This window comes from Mycobacterium sp. ITM-2016-00317 (assembly GCF_002968295.1).
Taxonomy (GTDB): domain Bacteria; phylum Actinomycetota; class Actinomycetes; order Mycobacteriales; family Mycobacteriaceae; genus Mycobacterium.
The window spans coordinates 1,040,725-1,058,094 of record NZ_CP134399.1 but is presented as its reverse complement, the minus strand read 5'-3'; the positions used below and the strand labels follow the sequence as shown (position 1 = coordinate 1,058,094).

Below are 17,370 nucleotides of genomic sequence, written 5' to 3'. Positions count from 1 at the left end.
GTCCGCACCCCCGAGTCTGCGACCGCAGGAGAGCTAGTGACTGATGTCGTGAATCCCGTCCCGGACACGTCCGCGGAGATCAACGGCGCCCCGATGGGGCCGACCGGGCAGACCCGCTCCGGGCTGACCGCCGACGCGCTGCGCGCCGCGGTCAAGGACCACCTGATGTACTCGATCGCCCGGCCCGCCGCCGTGCTGACCCCCGAGCACTACTACCAGGCGCTGTCGCTGGCCGTGCGGGACCGGATGCAGAAGCGCTGGATGAGCACCACACAGAACTGGCTGGACCTGTCGGCGAAGGTCACCTGCTATCTGTCGGCGGAGTTCCTGATGGGCCCGCAGCTGGGCAACAACCTGCTCAACCTCGGCATCGAGGACGCGGCCCGCGAAGCGCTGGCCGACCTCGGCCAGGACCTCGACGTGATCCTGGCCTGCGAGGGCGAGCCGGGGCTGGGCAACGGCGGCCTGGGCCGGCTGGCCGCGTGCTACCTGGACTCGCTGGCCACCCTCGAGCGCCCGTCGATCGGCTACGGCATCCGCTACGAGTTCGGCATCTTCACCCAGGAGATCGTCGACGGCTGGCAGGTCGAGAAGACCGACAACTGGCTGGTGCACGGCAATCCGTGGGAGATCGACAAGCCGGACGCCAGCTACATCGTCAACTGGGGCGGGCACACCGAGACCTATGAGGACGTCACGGGCCGGCTGCGGGTGCGCTGGGTGCCCCAGCGGGTGCTCAAAGGCGTCTCCCACGACACCCCGGTGCAGGGCTACGGCGTCACCACCTGCAACACGCTGACGCTGTGGAGCGCGCGGGCGGTCGAGTCTTTCGCGCTGGAGGCGTTCAACACCGGCGACTTCTACAAGGCGGTCGACGAGGAGGTCATCTCCGAGACCGTGTCCAAGGTGCTCTACCCCAACGACGAACCGGAGGCCGGCAAGCGGCTGCGGTTGCTGCAGCAGTACTTCTTCGTCACGTGCTCGCTGCAGGACATCCTGAACATCCATCTGCAGCGGGCGCACCTGCCGCTGCACACGCTGCCCGACAAGTGGGCCATCCAGCTCAACGACACCCACCCGTCGATCGCGGTGGCCGAGCTGATGCGGCTGCTCATCGACGAGCATCAGCTCGGCTGGGACGAAGCCTGGGACCTGACGGTGCGCACGTTCGGCTACACCAACCACACGCTGTTGCCCGAGGCGCTGGAGACCTGGCCGCTGCACATCTTCGGCGAGGCACTGCCCCGCCATCTGGAGCTGATCTACCAGATCAACGAACGGTTCCTCGACGAGGTGCGGGCCCGCTTCCCCGGCGACGAGGAGCGGGTGCGCCGGATGTCGTTGATCGGCGAGGACGGCGGAAAAAGCGTGCGGATGGCGCACCTGGCCACCGTCGGCAGCCACGCCGTCAACGGGGTCGCGGCGCTGCATTCGGAACTGCTCAAGGCCAGCGTGCTCAAGGACTTCTACGAGATGTGGCCGGAGCGCTTCGGCAACGTCACCAACGGGGTGACGCCGCGACGGTTCCTGGCGCTGTCCAACCCGGGGCTGCGCGCGCTGCTCGACGACACCATCGGGCCCGGCTGGCTGACCGACCTGGGCCGGCTGCACGGCCTCGAGTCGTTCGTCGACGACCCGGCTTTCCGAGCCCGCTGGCGGGAGGTCAAGCGCGCCAACAAGGCCCGGCTGGCCGAGCATGTGCACTCGATCACCGGCATCGAGCTCGATCCGTCCTGGATGTTCGACGTCCAGGTCAAGCGCATCCACGAGTACAAGCGCCAGCACCTGATGGTGTTGCACATCATCGCGCTGTACCACCGGCTCAAGGCCAACCCCGGTCTGTCGATCCCGCCGCGGGTGTTCATCTTCGGCGGCAAGGCCGCGCCCGGCTATTTCATGGCCAAGCGGATCATCAAGCTGATCACCGCCGTCGGCGACACGGTCAACGCCGACCCGCGGGTCAACCGGTTCCTGAAGGTGGTGTTCCTGCCCAACTTCAACGTCAAGACCGCGCATCTGGTGTATCCGGCGGCCAACCTGAGCGAGCAGATCTCGACGGCCGGCAAGGAGGCCTCGGGCACCGGGAACATGAAGTTCATGATCAACGGCGCGCTGACGATCGGGACCCTCGACGGCGCCAACGTCGAGATCCGGCAGGAGGCCGGCTCGGAGAACTTCTTCCTGTTCGGGCTGACCGAGAGCCAGGTCGAGCGGGTCAAGGCCGACGGCTACCGCCCGATGGCCCATGTGGAGTCCGATCCGGAGCTCGCGGCGGTGCTGGAGCTGATCGCCAGCGGTGAGTTCACCCAGGGCGACACCGAGGTGCTGCGCCCGATCGTGGACAACCTGCTGCACCACGACCCGTTCCTGGTGCTGGCCGACTACCGCGCGTACGTGGACTGCCAGGACGACGTCAGCCGGGTGTGGCTGGACCGGGACGCGTGGTCGCGGATGTCGATCCGCAACACCGCGCGCAGCGGCAAGTTCTCCTCCGACCGCGCGATCCGGCAGTACTGCGACGAGATCTGGGGCGTCGGCCCGATGTCGGTCGACCTGGACTGACCCCGCCGAAATTGCATTCCACGCGCGTCAAGTCGGGAAGATCGCGCGCTGAACGCAATCTCGGCCGGGTCATGAGTCGATAACAAGGCGGTCACCGCCTCTGCGCGCCCGAACGTCCCGTCCCCTCGGCGCTGTTAACTTCGCGCGCGTGATGTTCTTCGCGCGCCTCGCCGTCGCGCTGCTGCTTGCCGCCGGAGTGACGGTGAGCGCCCCGCCGGCGGCCCAGGCGTTCTCCCGGCCCGGACTGCCGATCGAACAGCTCGACATCCCGTCGCCGTCGATGGGCCGCACCATCCGCGTCGAATTTCAGGGCGGCGGCCCCCATTCGGTGCTGCTGCTCGACGGGCTGCGCGCCCAGGACGACTTCAACGGCTGGGACATCAACACCGCGGCGTTCGAGTGGTTCCACGAGTCCGGGGTGTCGGTGATCATGCCGGTCGGCGGACAGTCCAGTTTCTACGCCGACTGGTACCGACCCGCCAAGAACAACGCCGGGACGCTGACGTACAAGTGGGAGACGTTCCTGACCAACGAGATGCCGACGTGGCTGGCCGCCAACCGGGTTCAGGATCCCTTCGGCAATGCCGTTGTCGGGCTGTCGATGTCGGGCAGCGCGGCGTTGACGATGGCGGCCTGGCATCCGCGCCAGTACAAGTTCGCCGCATCGCTGTCGGGGTATCTGGCGCCGTCGCAGAAGCTGTGGCCGCCGCTGATCGACATCGCGATGCAGGATGCAGGCGGCTTCGACTCGTTCGACATGTGGGGCAAGCCGGGTTCGCCGGCCTGGCTGCGTGCGGACCCGATGCTGAACATCAATCGGCTGGTCGCCAACCGCACCGCGCTGTGGATCTACTGCGGCAACGGGGTGACCTCGGACCTGGACACCGGCGGCGACTTCGGCCGCAGCGTCAGCGCCGGCTCTCTCGAGACGATCACGCTGAGCACCAACAAGGAGTTCCGCGACAAGTACCTCGCGGCGGGCGGGCGCAACGCGGTGTTCAACTTCCCGCCGAACGGCACCCACAGCTGGGGGTACTGGGGCGCCCAGCTGCAGGCGATGAAAGCCGACCTGGTCCGGCTGCTCGTGCCGCCGCCTCCACCCCCGCCGCCTCCGGCGCCCGCGCCACCACCACCGGCGGCACCGGCGGCACCGGCGGGCTGACCGCGGCTACTTGAAGTGCGGGTCGAGCAGCGTCGCCCAGGCGTTCTGCAGCTGCGCCCATTCCTCGGAGCAGCCGTCGGCCCGCCGCTCGGGTAGTTCGCCGCCCACCAGGTCGGCATTGCCCTCCGGGTCGGCGCCGTAGATCCAGCACTGCAGGTTGATATTGCGGGTCTCGTCCAGCGAGTGGACGTCGGCGAAGTCGTCGTTGTCGAGCTCGGTGCGCTCGGCGCCGGCCGCGCCGAATGTGCGGGCGTAGTCCTTGACGGCCTGCACCGACACGGGATCGATGGTGCCGTCCTCCCCCTCGGCGAGCAGCACGTAGGCGGCGAGCTGGTCGGCGACGTCCTCTTCGCGGCCGGTGACCGGCAGGTTGTACAGGCTGATCACCATGTGACCGACCTCGTGGTAGAACGTCGCGTACTCCGAGTTGACCGCTGACGCAATCGGATCCGGGTCACCTGCCTCAGCGAAGATGTACTCGGCGAGGTCGGCGTCCTCGTAGCAGATCGTGACGCTGGAGGCGGCGCGATCCCAGTACGCGTTGGCCTCGTCGCACTGGGCGCCGATCAGCGCCACGTCGTGGGGAAGCGCCAGCGACTGGTTGATGTCGTCGGCGAGGTCTTCGAGCACCGTGTTGTCCTGCAGCAGCGCGCGACCGTTCTCGGCCTCGGGGGTGTGCGCGTCTTCGTAGGTGACCGTCATTCGCCCGTTGCCGTCTGCTGCGGGGCTTTCCCCGGAGTCGGCGGACACCTTCGCCGACGGTTGGTCGGAGGGGGCCGCCTGCTGGGCGCCGCCGCACCCTGCCACGAGCAGCGCGGCGATCAGCACGGGAGCTATTTGCGGATGCACGGTTAGACGTTCTCAGATCGACGGCCGTGCGGGGCCTACTTCGAGTAATCCGTGCTCAGCCAATGTTGCGGGCGCATCCGGATGACGATCGAGGTCGACGTCAGGTTCTCGCCGGCGAACTGTCCGCCGGCCTGCTCCCCGAGGTAGCGCACCGCGAGCGCGCGCACCTCCGCGTCCTGAGCGGGCCCGATATCGGTGACGTCGCCCTCGGCGCTGACGTACTTGTAGGGCGGCTGTTCGTCCTGGACGGTGATCGCGAACCGGCCCGCATCGCGAATCAGCTTGTGCTTCACCGAGTCCGTGTCGGTCCACAGCAGCACTTCGCCGCCGGGCCGGTAGTCGTGCCAGAGGGGCACCGCCAGCGGGGCACGGCCCGGCCGCTCCACCGCGATCACCCCGACGTGTACACCAGCGAGGTACTGCTCACGCTCGTCCTTGGTCATCTTCGCCATGTCTGGCCCGAACTCGTTCGGGCCCTCTGGTCGCCCATGTCGTCGATCGTATGGCGGCGGCGGCGTTGCCGGGCCAGGATGGTCGGCATGGACCACCTCACCTTCGTCCCGACGGCCGATCAGTTCAGCTTCACCTTCGGCGGCGCGGAGCCGGTGCGACGGATCCGGCCGGGCACGGTGCTGACGCTGTGGACCGAGGACGCCTACGGCGGCCGCATCACCAGCGCAGATGACGTCGCGTCGACAGCTCTGGACACCGAGGACCTCAACCCGCAGACCGGCCCGTTCTGGATCGAGGGCGCCGAACCCGGCGACACGCTGGCGGTGCACCTGGTCGACCTGACCCCGGCGCGCACATGGGGCGCGTCCACGCTGATCCCGTTCTTCGGTGGACTGACCAGCGTCCCTGTCAGCCCCACGCTGCAGGATCCGCTGCCCGAGCGCACGTGGATCTATGAATATGACTCGGCGGCAAAGACGTTGGCGTTCAACGCCCGGGGCAGCGACTTCAGTGTGGCGCTGCCGTCGAACCCGATGCTGGGCACCGTCGGGGTGGCGCCGGCGCGTCGCGAGGTGCGCACGTCGCTGGTGCCCGACGTGTTCGGAGGCAACATGGACACCCCGGAGATGACGGCGGGTGCGACGTGCTTTCTGCGGGTGAACGTGCCCGGCGCGTTGTTCTCGCTCGGCGACGGGCACTACCGCCAGGGTGAGGGCGAGTCGTGCGGGACCGCGGTGGAGGGCGCGATGCACGTCACCGCGATCGTCGACCTGGTCAAGGGCGGCGGGCCGGCGTGGCCGCGGCTGGAGAACGACACCCATCTGATGTGTGTGGGGTCGGGCCGCCGCTGGAGGAGGCGTGGCGGGCGGGGCAGGTGGAGATGATCACCTGGCTGGGCGAGCTCTACGGCCTGGACCGCCTGGACGCCTATCAGTTGCTCACCCAGATCTCGCTCGCGCCGATCGCCAACGTCGTCGACACCAACTACAGCGCGGTCACCAAGATCGACAAGCGGCTGCTGCCTGCAGCGTCCGCATACGACGGTATCCACGCCGCACTGCGTTCGGCAGCACGGTCATTGGGCACCGTCAACTACTAGGAGGACTGCCATGGATCTCGGACTCTCAGGTAAGCGCTTCGTCGTCACGGGCGGTACCCGCGGCATCGGCCGCGCGGTGGTGGAGGGTCTGCTCGCCGAGGGCGCGTCGGTCGCCTTCTGTGCGCGCACCGTCGACGCGGTGGCCGACGCGCAGGCCGAGCTGACCGCAGGAGGCGCCACCGCGGTGGGTGCCGCGATCGACGTCGGCGACGGCGCCGCGGTGGAGGCATGGGTGAACGCGTCCGCGGACAGGTTCTCCGGGCTCGACGGCGTGGTGGCCAACGTCAGCGCGCTCGCGATCCCGGAGACGCCGCAGAACTGGCGCGCCTCGTTCGAGGTGGACCTGATGGGCACGGTGGGCCTGGTCGACGCTGCGCTTCCGTATCTGCTGGAGTCCGACTCCGCGTCGATCGTGACGATCTCCAGCGTGTCGGGCCGCGAGATCGACTTCGCCGCAGGCCCTTACGGCACGATGAAGGCCGCGATCATCCACTACACCCAGGGCCTGGCTTTCCAGCTGGCCGGAAGAGGCGTGCGCGCCAACACCGTCAGCCCCGGTAACACCTACTTTCCCGGTGGGGTCTGGCCGTCGATCGAGCAGAACGACCCGGACCTGTTCGCCGCGGCGCTGGCGCTGAACCCGACCGGCCGGATGGCCACCCCACAGGAGGTGGCCAACGCGGTGGTGTTCTTGTCCAGTCCGGCGGCCGGCTTCATCACCGGCACCAACCTGCTGGTCGACGGCGCGCTCACCCGCGGCGTCCAACTCTGACGCGCGGTCACTCGTTGCCGAGGGCCACCGGTCGGGTCGGCTCCGAACTCCACTGCGACCACGACCCCGGGAACAGTGCCGCGTCGACGCCGGCGGTGGCCAGCGCCGCGACGACCAGCGACGCGGTCACCCCCGACCCGCAGTAGACCGCGACGTCCGAGGAACCCACTCCGCGCGCGTCGAACAGGGCTGTCAGGTCGGCGTCGGGCAGCAGCGTGCCGTCGCCGCCGAGCAGGCCGGTGCTGGGCAGGTTGATCGCGCCGGGGATGTGGCCGGCGACGGGGTCGACGGTCTCGCTGTCACCGCGGTAGCGCTCCGGTGGCCGCGCATCCAGCAGCGTGGGCGCGCCGAGTGCGTTGTCGGCGGTGATCGTCTTGCGCGCGCCGTGGTACAGGTCGTCGTGCTCGACGGCGATGTCGCCGGGCTCGGGAACGACTGTGCCGGTGTGAAGTTCGCCTGTCCATGCGGCCAGGCCGCCGTCGAGGATGCGTACGTCCGGGATGCCCGCGGCGGTCAGCACCCACCAGGCGCGCGCCGAGCCGGCGCGGTTCCAGTCGTCGTAGACCACCACGGGCACGCCGCGGCGCACCCCCCAGCGGCGGGCGGCCTGCTGCAGTGCCGCCCCGGACGGCAGCGGATGTCGTCCGCGGCCGGGCACGCTGTGGTCGGACAGCTCGTCGTCGAGGGACACATACACCGCGCCCGGAAGATGGCCGGCCTGATAGGCGGCCGTGCCGTCGGGTTCGGTCAGCGTCCACCGGACATCCAGCAGCGTCACCGGCTCCCCGGCGGCCAACAGCCGGGCCAGCTCGGCGGCGGTGATCAGCACGTCATGACGGGTACTCATGATTCCTCCCTGAAATCGCCAACTCCAGGACGTCTTCGGCCGACGGCGGGCTCGACGGGTGATACGACAGGCACCACGGCGCGACGATCCGGTGGAACGCCTCCCCTTCGGTCGCGACGTAGAAGTTGCCGGCCCGCAGCCGGCTGATGTCGTCGACGAGACCGCCCTTGGCGCGGGCCATCTCACGCGCGGCCTCGATCTGGGCCGGCGCGTTGAGCAGCCCGTAGAACTGCGTGGCCGCGTTGCCCGGAATGCCGTTGTGCAGTGACTTCGGCGCCTGCGTGGCGAAGACCAGTCCCAGCCCGTACTTGCGCGCCTGCGACGACAACGCCAGCGTGCTGCGGGTGCAGGACGTGAAACCTCGTGCCGGAGCGAAGTTCTGGGCTTCGTCCATGACCAGCAGTCCGCCCAGGGGCCGCTCTCCGGCCGGGTTGCGCTTGATCCAGGCGAACAACGCCATCTGCAGCTGGTTGACGAAGCCCTGCCGCTGCTCGTCGGAGGACAGGCCGATCATGCTGATCACCGACACCCGGGCCCGGTAACCCTCGGACGGGGTCAGCAGCACGCCCGGGTCGACGGGTGCGCCGGCACCGCCGAACAGCGGGTCGTTAACCATCGCGGCGCGCAGATCCTGGGCCAGTTCGCCGGCGATGTGACGCGCGCCGGCGATGTCGCTGATGTCGTCGGGCAGGTCGGCGAGCAGGTCGATGAACCCGGACAGGGTCGGCGCCGGTGTCCGGCCGTGGTGGCGCAACGCTTCGCGCAGCACCGCGCGGGCCCGGTTGGCCTTCTGCGTCTTGCCGGAGATCAGCGCCCGTGGCTCCAGTGCCTCACAGGCCGATTCGACGGCGTCGGTGAACTCGTCGTAGTCGTCGACGACGCCGGCGAAGTCGGGCAGCGGCTGGAACGCCAGCGGGCGGCCGGTGCTGCGTCGTGGGGTCCAGATCGTCACCTCGGTGTTGCGCAGGTAGTCGTCGGCGCGCGTGTCGTCGGAGCGTCGCCACCCCGGCGGCTGCTGGGGCCAGGCGGTGCCCAGCCGGGACAGGTCGTTGTTGGGATCGAGCACGATCGACGACACCCCGCGCAGCGCGCACTCCTCGACGAGCCTGCGGATCAGCACCGTCTTGCCCGAGCCGGAGCCGGCGAAGATCGCGACATGCTTGCGCAGCGCGGAAAGCGCCACGGTGACCGGCTTTTCGGTGCGCAGGTCGGTCCCGAGCGGGATCTCACCGTCGGGCACCTCGCCGACGGGCTCGGGCGCGGGTTCGGGCGCGGGTTCGGGTTCGACCTCGGGGGCGGATTCGGCGCCCGCCTCGTCCGGTGCGGCGGGCCCGTCCCCCAGCGCCTCGGCGAGCAGGGCCATTCGGTGGGCGGGCGCGCGCGCAGCCAGGCGGGCAGGCCCGGGTCGTCGTCGTGGATGAGGTCGCGCAGCGCGGTCATCGTGCGGACGTCGTCGTCGGTCAGCGGCAGCACGCGCCCGCCCGCGGCCAGGAACTCCTCGATCAGCGCGACGGTCTTGGGTCCGGTCGGCCACGCGGTGTTGCGCAACAGGAACAGTGTCCGTCGGTCCGAGCCGATTCCTGTTGCGGTGCAGGCCTTGCGGATCCTGCTCTGCACCGACAGCGCCTTGGTGGCCGAGATGGCCCGGAAGGCCCAGTGCCGTTCGTCGTCGGTCGCGCGGTCCAAGGTCTCGCGCAGCCGGGCGTGCAGCACCACGTGCGCGCCGGGTGGCGGATCGCACACGAAGGTCTGGTCGCCGTCACGTTCGGCGATCCAGGCGGTCAGCGCGGCCGACAGCAGCTCGGGCATCGTGATGTCCTCGCCGTCGGGGGCCAGTGCGGCCTCGACCACCGCGCGGCGCCGGTACTGCGCGAACCGCTGGTCCAGTGCCGCGGACACCGCGTCGCTCTCGTTGTGGCGCTTGACCTCCCACGTCGGTTGCGCGTCGGCGCTGAGGCGCCGCAGCTCGACCACCTCACCGTGTTTGAGGCACTCCCGGACGTGGGTGTCGGCGCGGATCAGCAGTTGCCGCGGCGTATAGGACGGCGCGTCCTGGAAGGCAGCCGCCGCGATGGGCCAGCTCGGGTACGGCGGCGGGAAACCCACCGAGGCGTAGGCCGCGCCGAAGCGGCGTTCCAGGATCGCGCGGCCGACGTCGGCGCTGGGCAGCGGGTTCAGCATGCCCGTGGTCCGGAACCGGTCGGCGACGCTGGCGGCCGCCCGGTCCCGGATGTGCTCCCACACCGCGGGCAGGCACGCGATCACCGGCACCGTGCGCCGCACGGTCTGGCGCAGTGCCATCAACCCGTGCGCGACCTGTTCGAGCACGCCGCCGTCACCGGCGCCGGCCAGCGATTGCGCCAGCAGCGTGTCGATCTGGTCCACCGCGAGCACCGCGGGCCCGGCCAGCGCGGCCAGCCGGGAGATGTCGCGGACACACGCCTGCGCCGACGCCGGCACCGCGCGCAGGCCCCACGGTGCCCGCTCGTCGGCGCCGAACTCGTCGCCGCCCTGCAGGAACGCCTCACCGATGTCGTGTGCGGTGAAGTCGTTGGCGCCCAGCAGAACCAGCGCACGCAGCGTCTGATGGCATTGCCGGACAGTCTCTTTCGCCACCGGCGCGAGCGCTGTGATGAACCGGTCCAGGGTCTCGGGCTCCAGGTCGTCGTCGCCGATGACCGCACGCCGGTCCGCGCGCGACACGTGCGCAAGCGATGCCAGCTCCCACAGCAGGTCCTTCAGCTGCGTCTCACGTCGAGCCCCGGGACGGCCCAGGCTTTCCAGCATGCCGGTGCGCACCGACTGCCAGAAGCTGGCCGCGTCGAGGAGTTCGACGACGAAGAAGTAACCGCCGCCGTCCTGCACGCGTTCGCGGATCTGGCCGAGCAGGTGCGTCTTGCCCGACCCGGCGGGCCCGCGGATGACCACCCCGAGGGGGCTGGACGCCTGGTCGCGCGCCGCGTCGCCGAAGGCGTCCATCACGTCGTCGACGGCGTGGTCGTTGAGACCGTCGACGTGGGTCGCGGTCTGCGGGCGCCACAGGTCGTCGGAGGTAGGCGCCCAGGTCAGGCGCAGCGAGGCCAGCGCGTCGCGCTGCAGTGTGTCCATCACGCCTCGATCGCGATCAGATGCTTGGGCCGGTCCCCGATCAGCACCGCCGCCGCGCGGTCCGCTTCGGTCAGCACCTTCTGATCCTCCTGCGGGATCACCGCGACGCCCGGGCTGCGGTGCAGTGTGGCCAGCGCGGCGTCCACCTCGGCGCGGGGCAGGTCGAGTTCGGCGCGCAGTTCGGTCAGCGACACCCAGCCGCCGGGCCGCTCCGCCAGCCTGCGGTACGCGGCGCGCACCCGGGACTCAACGGACTCGACGGGCCCCGCCGGGGCGAACACCTCGGCCAGGCTCAGGTCCGCCCGGTCCAGGTGGCGGCCCAGCGCGCCGAGCACGGTGTACAGCGTCTTCGCCGGACCCGTCGAGCGGGGTGGGGCGCCCGCGGCGATGATGTCGCGACACAACCGCCAGCCGCGGTCGGTGAGTTCGTGGACGAACCGGTTGGCGACGCGCTCGGATTCGATCAGCCCGAGCCGGTTGAGTTTGTCGCGGCCGGCTTTGTCCAGCGCGGGGCCCAGTACGGCCAGCTCCGGGTTGGGCACCGGCCGCGATTCGGCCATCAGCACCAGCAGCACCGCCCGTTCGGTTCCGGTCAGGTCGGTCGCGGTCACACTCACGGTGCCAACTTAACGGGGTACGGCAGGATTGGTCCGGCATGGATGAGACCGAAGAGACCCCGGGGCCGTCCCGGCGCAGACACATCGCGCGGCTTGCGCTGTTCGTGGCGGTGCTGGCGGTGTTGTTCTATCTGACCGCGATCGCGCGTGTCGTCGACGTCGCCTACGTCCGCGGGCTGATCGAGTCGACGGGGCCGCTGGCGCCGGTGACCTACGTCGCGGTCTCGGCGGTCCTCGGCGCGCTGCTGGTCCCGGGGCCGCTGCTGGCCGCGGGCAGCGGGTTCCTGTTCGGTCCGCTGGTGGGCACGTTCGTGACTCTGGGCGCCACCGTCGGCAACGCGTTGATCTCCAGCTATGCGGGTCGCCGGGCCGGACGGGAGAGCGCGCGCGCCCTGCTCGGCGCCGAGCGCTCGGACCGGATCGACCGGCTCATCGAGCGCGGCGGGCTGTGGGCGGTCGTCGGGCAGCGGTTCGTCCCCGGTGTCTCGGACGCACTGGCGTCGTATGCGTTCGGGGCGTTCGGCGTGCCGCTGTGGCAGATGGCGGCCGGCGCGTTCATCGGGTCGATGCCGCGGGCCTTCGTGTACACCGCGCTGGGGTCCTCGATCGGCGAGTTCTCGGCGCCGCTGGCGTTCACCGCGATCGCCGTGTGGTGCGTGACCGCAGTGGTGGGGGCGTTCGCGGCCCACCGCGGCTGGCGGAAATGGCGCTCCCGGGAATGACGGGCTTCGTCCTCACCGAGGAGTTCCGCGACGCGCTGGCGCGGCTGGCCGGCGGCGGGCATCTGTTCCTGACCGGTAAGGCCGGCACCGGCAAGTCGACGCTGATCCGCCGTTTCCTGGCCGAGACCGACCGCAACGTGGTGGTCGTCGCACCGACGGGCATCGCGGCGCTCAACGTCGACGGCTACACCATCCACCGGCTGTTCGGCTTCCGGTCCACGACGACGCTGGAGGACATCCGCACCGGGAGCTACCGGCCGGGCCCGTTCACCAGGACCCTGGCCTCGCTGCAGACGCTGATCGTCGATGAGGCGTCCATGGTGCGCGCCGATGTGTTCGACATGGTGGCCGCGTCGCTCGAGCGGTTCGGGCCGGCGCCGGGCACGCCGTTCGGCGGGGTGCAGATCGTGCTCGTCGGAGACCTCTACCAGTTGCCGCCGGTGGTCCGTGAGGACGAGGTCGCCTATTTTTCGACAACCTACGAAACACCGTATTTCTTCTCCGCCCGGTCGTTCGACCGCGCCGACTTCCCGACGGTGACGTTGACGACGGTGTTCCGTCAGCTCGGCGACGACCGGATGACGGCCATCCTGAACGAGATTCGCGAAGGCGTGCTGCTGGGGCATGCCCAGGAGCAGCTCAACGCCCGCGCCGACAAGGACTTCGTGCCGCCCGACGACGAGTTCTGGCTGACGCTGGCCCCGACGAACCGCCTGGTCACCGCGCGCAACCGGCAGCAGCTGGAGCGGCTGCCCGGCGACGAGATGACCCACCACGCCAAGGCTTCCGGTGATCTGGCGCTGTTCGACCCGCCGGTCGAGGAGACGCTGCGCTTCAAGGTCGGCGCGCAGGTGATGATGCTCAACAACGACCAGGGCGGCCGTTGGGTCAACGGCACGGTGGGCCGGGTGGTCGGCGTCGGCTACGACCGCTACGGCGCGGTGGTCGAGGTGGAGTTCCCCGACGGCACCGCCGCGGAGGTCACCCCGTTCACCTGGGAGGTGACCCGGCCGGTGATGTCGGGGTCGTCGTTGAGCCGCGAGGTGGTCGGCGCGTACACCCAGCTGCCGTTCAAGCTGGCGTGGGCCATCACGATCCACAAGAGCCAGGGGCAGACGCTGGAGCGGGTGGTCGTCGACCTGACCGGCGGCATGTTCTCGACGGGCCAGCTCTACGTCGCGCTGAGCCGGTGCACGTCGCTGGCGGGCCTCGTGCTGAGAAGGCCTGTGCTGCCCAAGGATCTGAAGACCGACCGGCGGGTCGCCCGGTTCCTGCGCACCTCCACGGGCGGGGCGCAGGCGCGGCGGTACTGCGCGATCGGGATGCTGACCGTCGGCGACGAGGGCCGGATGTCGCGTCCGCGGCCGGTGGAGCTGGCGGTGGCGTTCGACGACGGCACTGCGGTCAGCACGCTGGTCAACCCGCAGCGCGATCTCGCCGACGCACGAACGCGATTCGGCATCACGGTGTCGGACGTGCTGCTGGCGCCCACGCTGCGGGAAGCGTGGGCGGTGATCGCGCCGATGCTGGCCGGGTGCACCCCGGTGGGGGTCGGCGTGGACGAGCAGCTGGGTCTGCTGGACTTCGAGCTCAAACGGCTCGGCCATGTGTCCGCGATGCCGCTGGGGGTGGAGTTGCGCGGGACGCGGGTGACCGGCCGCACCGCGCTGGAGCAGGCCCGTTCGGCGTTGCAGGCCCACCGCGCGGCCGACGCCGAGGACGGCTCGTCGGCGTTCGACGAGCCTGAATCCGTCGAGGTGTCAGGGCTTCTGGTCGGTCGCGACGCGTCGATCGTGACGCCGGTGGCCGAGCACCTGCCCGGGTTGTCGGCGTTGCTGCGGATCAGCCGCGACGTGGCCGCGGTGTTGCTGGGCGGCCCGGCGCCGGCCCGCCGGGACGACACCGACTGGGAACCCGCGGCGCGGCAGTCGGTGGCCGACCAGCTGCGCGCAGCGGCGGCCCGGGTGCAGCTCACCGACGAGGTGGTGGCCCGGCTGGGCAGCGCCGAGGAGCTGCTCGGTGTCGAGATCCTCACCGGTGCAGAGCTTCTGGCCCGCCACGACATCCGGGCCACGCTGACGCCGGGGATGCGCGTGTGCTTCACCGGCACCGCGTCGGATCCGTCTGGCCGCATCGTCGAACGCGACGAGATGGAGCGCCGCGCCGCCGCGGCGGGCCTGACGCCGGTGAAGACGGTGACCAAGACCCGGTGCGACGTGCTGGTCTCGGCCGAGGCGGGCACGCAGTCGGGCAAGGCCCGCAAGGCCCAGGAGTACGGCAAGCCGGTGTTCACCGCCGAGGAGTTCTTCGGCTGGCTCACCCACGCCCCCGCGGAATAGCATTCCTGGCTGCGCTCGACGCCGCGAGCACAGCCCTGGTTTCTCACTCGGCGCACAATGGAGCGCGTGCCTTCTGCCGCCTTCGCCTCCGACAACGCCGCTCCCGCACACCCGACGGTTCTCGACGCGCTCGCCCGGGTCAACCGGGGGCCCGCCCCCTCCTACGGCGCCGACCCGGTGACCGCCGAAGCCGCCGAGGCGATCAGGACCGCGTTCGACTCGCCCGGCGCCGACGTGCTGTTCGCGTTCACCGGCACCGCGGCCAACATCATCGCGCTCGCGGCGGCGGTGCGGCCGTGGCAGGAGATCCTCTGCAGCGACATCGCGCACGTCCTCGTCGACGAGGCAGGCGGTCCCGTCCGACTGTCCGGCGCACAGCTGACCAGGCTGCCCAGCGCGGACGGGCTGATCGCACCGGAGGAGTTGGAGCGCCGGGTGTTCGGCCGCGGCGCGGTACACCACTCGCAGCCCCTGATCGTCTCGGTCACCCAGTCCACCGAGAACGGCCGCGTGTGGACGGGACCGGCCATCAAGGAGTTCGTCGACCGCGCCCACGCACTCGGGCTGCTGGTGCACGTCGACGGCGCACGGGTCGCCAACGCCATTGCAGCAGAGGGTTTTTCACCGTCGGAGGCGATCGGCGACGCCGACGTCGTCAGCGTGGGCGGCACCAAGAACGGCATGATGTTCGGTGACGCGATCCTGGTCCGCCGCCCGGAGCACTTCGACGGGATCCACTACGTGCAGAAGCAGATCGGCCATCTGGCGAGCAAGCACCGGTTCGTCGCGGCGCAGTTCACCGCGCTGCTGGGTGACGGGCTGTGGTTGCGCAACGCCGCGCACGCCAATGCGATGGCCCACCGGCTCAGCACAGGCATGACCGAGCTGGGGCTCGAGCTGGCGTGCCCGGCCGAAGCCAACGAGGTGTTCGTCCGGCTCCACCCCGACGCCTGCCGTGGGCTATCCGATTCCTACGCCGTGCACCAGCCCGACCCGGCCGAACCGGTGGTGCGGTTCGTCTGCTCGTGGTCGACCACCGAAGCCGAGGCCGACGACGCGCTCGCGGCGCTGCGCCGGCACCGCTGAGCCGGGTTACCGGATGCCCGCCCGGGGTACGCCCTGGTGATGAACAGCACCCTGGCGCGCGGCAGCGCGCCGTCCGACCCCCCCGAACGCCTCACCCCGACCGAGGTGCCCGAACGCCTGGTCCCCGACGACGTCCCCGAGACCCCACCGGGCCCGTCCACGACCCCGGATCCTGGGCCCGCGCACCGGGCTTAGGCGCTGGTCTCGCGGTCGGGTGCGGCCACCGGCTTGGACTCCGCCGAGCCTCGCTGACGCAGGAACACGGACAGCCCCACGATCGCGGCCACCGCGACGAACTCGCTCTGCCAGTTCTGCATCGACTCGAACCAGAACTGCGACGACGCCATGTATTCGGGCAGCGATATCGCGCGCTGCCCGTGCTGCACCTGTTCGTCGTTGTAGGCGGCGACCCCGCCCACCGCATGCAGCACCCACGAGGCGAAGAACAGCACGAAGAACGCGATAGCCAAGGAATTCTCGTAGATCCGCAGCACCACGCCACCTCGTCGCACCGGCCACGGGGCGGTGGGGTCGAGTCGGGCCAGCCGCGGATCCTCCTCCTGCGGGGCGCGCTCGTCGATCTGCTTGGACTCGGCCGAACCCCGCTGATACAGCAGAGCCGTCAACACGACGTACATGCCCATCTGCAGGAACTCCGACTCCCAGTTCTCGAACGTCGCCTCCACGAAGTCACCGCTGGCCAGGTACCCGAGGACCGAGACCGTCTCCTGTGACCCGTGTTCGCGCTGTTCCTGGTTGTAGGTCGCGGCGCCGGAGACGACCATCCCGGCGAAGAACACCACGAACAGACCCAGGCACGCCAGCAGGAGGCCGTGGTCGCGCAACCAGTTGCCGTTTCGGGCTTTCACCTGGTCAGGTGTACCCCCGATGGGCGTGGGTATGCGCCCTGGATGGCCCCGCCGACACCGCTGCACGCTTATCTGACCGAGCAGACCGGACTCGTGCTCGAGGGGCTTGACGGGTTGCGGGACGGCACTGATCCCATCCACGACACCAGGGTCGCCATCCGCCGGGTGCGCAGCACCGTGCGGGTTTTCGGCACGCTGCTCGACGACCGGGCGCACGCGGTGGAGCAGGAACTGAAGTGGTTCGCCGGGGTGCTGGGTGACGTGCGCGACGTGCAGGTGCAACGGGGCCGGTTGAGCGACGCGCTCGGCGAACTTCCCGACGAACTGGTGCTGGGACGGGTGGCAGACCGGATCAAACGCGACCTGCGCCGGATGGAGGCGCCGGCCCGGGACCGGGTCGCCGAGGCGATGACGACCCCGCGTTACCAGGACCTGGTCGCCGAACTGCAACGCTGGAGCGATACCCCGCCGGTGCGCGCGAAGGCCGCCGCCAAGCAGCTGCAGAAGAAGGCGCACCGGGCCGCAGCGAAGGCTGACCGCAGGCTGGCCAAAGCCCTGGACAGCGTCGACGACGCGCTGCTCCACCGTGCCCGCAAAGCCGCCAAACGGGCCCGATACGCCGCCGAACTGATCCAGACCGGTGCGCCATCGACCAAGGCGGCGCGAAAGCAGAAGCATTACAAGAAGATTCAGAGTGTCCTGGGTGATCTGCAGGACACCGTGGTGGCCCGATCGATACTGCGGCAGATGGGTGCCGGCGCAGGCAGCCGGGCCAAGGAGAACGGGTTCACCTTCGGCCTGCTCTACGCCCGCGAGGAACAGCTCGCCGACCAGTGCCGCCGCGAAGTCGCCCGGCTGTAGCCGCTGTTTCGCCGCCGTACGTGT

The 17,370-nt window shown here is 70.2% G+C and carries 13 protein-coding genes and 2 pseudogenes; 9 read left to right on the top strand and 6 right to left on the bottom strand.

Annotated features, from left to right (window positions below):
- Positions 1-93: 93 nt before the first annotated feature.
- Entirely contained in the window at positions 94-2,562 is a 2,469-nt protein-coding gene (locus C6A87_RS04995) for a glycogen/starch/alpha-glucan phosphorylase (protein ID WP_311117820.1), read from the top strand.
- 151 nt (positions 2,563-2,713) lie between these two features.
- The gene (locus tag C6A87_RS04990) at positions 2,714-3,724 is read left to right on the top strand and encodes an esterase family protein (protein ID WP_396837070.1); all 1,011 of its coding nucleotides are present in this window, start codon (positions 2,714-2,716) and stop codon (positions 3,722-3,724) included.
- A 6-nt stretch (positions 3,725-3,730) separates the two neighbouring features.
- Here C6A87_RS04990 and C6A87_RS04985 read toward each other — a convergent pair whose 3' ends face one another.
- Both C6A87_RS04985 and C6A87_RS04980 read right to left on the bottom strand, forming a co-directional pair.
- Complete coding sequence (locus tag C6A87_RS04985; protein ID WP_311116256.1) at positions 3,731-4,573, bottom strand: DUF4344 domain-containing metallopeptidase; 843 nt, start codon at positions 4,571-4,573, stop codon at positions 3,731-3,733.
- 35 nt (positions 4,574-4,608) lie between these two features.
- Positions 4,609-5,025, bottom strand: coding sequence for a pyridoxamine 5'-phosphate oxidase family protein (locus C6A87_RS04980; protein WP_311116255.1), 417 nt, complete (start codon positions 5,023-5,025; stop codon positions 4,609-4,611).
- 87 nt (positions 5,026-5,112) lie between these two features.
- Between C6A87_RS04980 and C6A87_RS04975 the strand changes: the two are divergent.
- Together C6A87_RS04975 and C6A87_RS04970 are read left to right on the top strand one after the other, a co-directional pair.
- Positions 5,113-6,125: pseudogene (locus C6A87_RS04975) on the top strand (acetamidase/formamidase family protein).
- 10 nt (positions 6,126-6,135) lie between these two features.
- Positions 6,136-6,897 (top strand): SDR family NAD(P)-dependent oxidoreductase, encoded by a 762-nt coding sequence (locus tag C6A87_RS04970; RefSeq protein WP_311116254.1) that lies wholly within the window; start codon positions 6,136-6,138, stop codon positions 6,895-6,897.
- A gap of 7 nt (positions 6,898-6,904) precedes the next feature.
- On the opposite strand, the gene C6A87_RS04965 is transcribed toward C6A87_RS04970, so the two are convergent.
- The 3 genes and pseudogenes from C6A87_RS04965 to C6A87_RS04955 all read right to left on the bottom strand — a co-directional run bounded on the left by C6A87_RS04965 (position 6,905) and on the right by C6A87_RS04955 (position 11,469).
- Positions 6,905-7,744 (bottom strand): sulfurtransferase, encoded by an 840-nt coding sequence (locus C6A87_RS04965; protein WP_311116253.1) that lies wholly within the window; start codon positions 7,742-7,744, stop codon positions 6,905-6,907.
- Positions 7,728-10,852, bottom strand: a pseudogene (locus C6A87_RS04960) (helicase HerA domain-containing protein). The gene C6A87_RS04965 and the pseudogene C6A87_RS04960 overlap by 17 nt, the downstream one beginning before the upstream one ends.
- Complete coding sequence (locus C6A87_RS04955; RefSeq protein ID WP_311116252.1) at positions 10,852-11,469, bottom strand: hypothetical protein; 618 nt, start codon at positions 11,467-11,469, stop codon at positions 10,852-10,854. Before C6A87_RS04955 ends, C6A87_RS04960 begins: the two are co-directional and overlap by 1 nt.
- Before the next feature lie 38 nt (positions 11,470-11,507).
- Between C6A87_RS04955 and C6A87_RS04950 the strand changes: the two genes are divergently transcribed.
- The 4 genes from C6A87_RS04950 to C6A87_RS04935 are packed head-to-tail and all read left to right on the top strand — an operon-like array spanning position 11,508 to position 15,811.
- The gene (locus C6A87_RS04950) at positions 11,508-12,191 is read left to right on the top strand and encodes a TVP38/TMEM64 family protein (protein ID WP_311116251.1); all 684 of its coding nucleotides are present in this window, start codon (positions 11,508-11,510) and stop codon (positions 12,189-12,191) included.
- Complete coding sequence (locus tag C6A87_RS04945; protein WP_311116250.1) at positions 12,188-14,530, top strand: AAA family ATPase; 2,343 nt, start codon at positions 12,188-12,190, stop codon at positions 14,528-14,530. The genes C6A87_RS04950 and C6A87_RS04945 overlap by 4 nt, the downstream gene beginning before the upstream one ends.
- Positions 14,531-14,587: 57 nt before the next feature.
- Positions 14,588-15,616, top strand: coding sequence for a beta-eliminating lyase-related protein (locus C6A87_RS04940; RefSeq protein ID WP_311116249.1), 1,029 nt, complete (start codon positions 14,588-14,590; stop codon positions 15,614-15,616).
- Positions 15,617-15,655: 39 nt separating this feature from the next.
- Positions 15,656-15,811, top strand: coding sequence for a hypothetical protein (locus C6A87_RS04935; RefSeq protein WP_311116248.1), 156 nt, complete (start codon positions 15,656-15,658; stop codon positions 15,809-15,811).
- On the opposite strand, the gene C6A87_RS04930 is transcribed toward C6A87_RS04935, so the two are convergent.
- The gene (locus C6A87_RS04930) at positions 15,808-16,485 is read right to left on the bottom strand and encodes a DUF6766 family protein (protein ID WP_311116247.1); all 678 of its coding nucleotides are present in this window, start codon (positions 16,483-16,485) and stop codon (positions 15,808-15,810) included. The genes C6A87_RS04935 and C6A87_RS04930 overlap by 4 nt on opposite strands.
- A gap of 42 nt (positions 16,486-16,527) precedes the next feature.
- Here C6A87_RS04930 and C6A87_RS04925 point away from each other — a divergent pair, with 42 nt between their 5' ends.
- Positions 16,528-17,346, top strand: a complete 819-nt coding sequence (locus C6A87_RS04925; protein WP_311116246.1) for a CHAD domain-containing protein — start codon at positions 16,528-16,530, stop codon at positions 17,344-17,346.
- The last annotated feature ends 24 nt before the right edge of the window (positions 17,347-17,370 follow it).

Coding starts and splice junctions, on each gene's coding strand:
- C6A87_RS04990 (WP_396837070.1), top strand. CDS start 2,714: ATGTTCTTCGCGCGCCTCGCCGTCGCGCTGCTGCTTGCCGCCGGAGTG.
- C6A87_RS04925 (WP_311116246.1), top strand. CDS start 16,528: ATGGCCCCGCCGACACCGCTGCACGCTTATCTGACCGAGCAGACCGGA.
- C6A87_RS04970 (WP_311116254.1), top strand. CDS start 6,136: ATGGATCTCGGACTCTCAGGTAAGCGCTTCGTCGTCACGGGCGGTACC.
- C6A87_RS04940 (WP_311116249.1), top strand. CDS start 14,588: ATGGAGCGCGTGCCTTCTGCCGCCTTCGCCTCCGACAACGCCGCTCCC.
- C6A87_RS04995 (WP_311117820.1), top strand. CDS start 94: ATGGGGCCGACCGGGCAGACCCGCTCCGGGCTGACCGCCGACGCGCTG.
- C6A87_RS04980 (WP_311116255.1), bottom strand. CDS start 5,025: ATGGCGAAGATGACCAAGGACGAGCGTGAGCAGTACCTCGCTGGTGTA.
- C6A87_RS04950 (WP_311116251.1), top strand. CDS start 11,508: ATGGATGAGACCGAAGAGACCCCGGGGCCGTCCCGGCGCAGACACATC.
- C6A87_RS04965 (WP_311116253.1), bottom strand. CDS start 7,744: ATGAGTACCCGTCATGACGTGCTGATCACCGCCGCCGAGCTGGCCCGG.
- C6A87_RS04945 (WP_311116250.1), top strand. CDS start 12,188: ATGACGGGCTTCGTCCTCACCGAGGAGTTCCGCGACGCGCTGGCGCGG.
- C6A87_RS04935 (WP_311116248.1), top strand. CDS start 15,656: ATGAACAGCACCCTGGCGCGCGGCAGCGCGCCGTCCGACCCCCCCGAA.